Here is a 1,398-nt window from a genome sequence, read left to right on the forward strand (position 1 = left end):
TCATCTTGCGGAGAAACATAATATATCCAAACGACAAGTTAGTTTTTGGATTCAAAAGTACCGTTTAAGCGGTGCAGACGCGCTTAAACGAAAAAGGACTAAAAGAAATTTCACGGCTGAATTCAAAATGGATGTGATAAACTACTATCAAACTCATGATGAAACTTTAGCCGAAGTGTCCGCAAAATTTGATGTTAATTCATGTCAGATAAGCTTTTGGAGGACGGCCTTCAACCAGTATGGTATAGAAGCCTTGAAGTCTCATCCGAAAGGCAGGAAATCTAAAGTGAAACATGATAAAAAGAAGTTACGTAAATTGGTAAATAAGAACGAGGTAGATCGACTTCGTGAAGAGCTGGCAAAGAAAAATCAGGAATTGTACGATACAAAGTTGGAGAATGACATCTTAAAAAAATCAATGACCCTGTTCGGGACCTCAAAGGGCGAGAAAAAACGCAAATAGTGGATCAGATCAGGGTCGAACAAGAGTCCCTTCCCAAAAAAGAACGATATAAAATCGGTGAAATCCTTAAGGCTATTGGTCTTAAGAAAGCTACATACCATGATGAACGTAAGCGCATCAAGAATCATCTAGATAAGTATAAAGACATCAAAGTAGAGATATTGAAAATTGCAGAAAGAGGCAGATGGCGCGGACGTCTAACCTTCGGTTATAGACGTGTAAATGACGAACTAGCTAAGTTGAATATCCATGTGGCCGACGCCGTAGTGCGTCGCTTAATGGGCGAATTAGGAGTTCAAGTGAGTCTTTATAATCAACATAAGAACGGAAAGTACTCTTCATATAAAGGTACTGTCGGAAAAGTAGCTCCCAATGTTTTAAAACAAAAATTTGATGAAACTGTACCCTTCAAAATTCTACACACTGATGTTACACAAGTTCGCTTAGCAGATACTAAATGGGCTTATATCTCTGCAATAACAGATGAGGCAAGTAAAGAAGTCCTGGCCTTTCAAATGAGTAATAGTCCTAATAGTGAATTGATTATGGATACCCTAAATGAACTCATAATGGTTCTTCCAGAAGAAACAATGCCAACAATTCATTCTGACCAGGGCTGGCATTACCAATTAGAATATTATATTGATAAACTCTCTGAAAATGATTTTGTACAAAGTATGTCTCGCAAGGGAAATTGTCTAGATAATGCGCCAATTGAAAGTTTCTTCCATCTCTACAAAACAGAATGTCTTAATGGATTTCCGCCTTGCGAAAATATTGAAGAACTTCAAGAGATTTCAAAAGAATACGTCAAATGGTTTAATGATCAAAGAGTTTCAAGAAAAACAAAAGGCATGACTCCCCGTGAATACAGGGAGCATGCCTTGGTAGCTTAAAAATTATTCAATTTTGTCTAACTTTTGTGTTGCACTTCA

2 protein-coding genes are annotated in these 1,398 nt (G+C 37.3%); both read left to right on the forward strand.

Annotation, left to right across the window (positions count from 1 at the left end; translation table 11 throughout):
- The coding region (locus tag ACG72T_RS12510) for a transposase (protein ID WP_395266466.1) at positions 1-463 on the forward strand (463 nt) is incomplete at its 5' end.
- Positions 463-1,359: an IS3 family transposase gene (locus tag ACG72T_RS12515; protein ID WP_395266468.1), complete on the forward strand. Its 897-nt coding sequence runs from the start codon at positions 463-465 to the stop codon at positions 1,357-1,359. The genes ACG72T_RS12510 and ACG72T_RS12515, both read left to right, overlap by 1 nt.
- Positions 1,360-1,398 lie beyond the last annotated feature (39 nt).

The sequence above is a fragment of the Companilactobacillus sp. FL22-1 genome, from assembly GCF_043951805.1.
Lineage (GTDB): Bacteria > Bacillota > Bacilli > Lactobacillales > Lactobacillaceae > Companilactobacillus.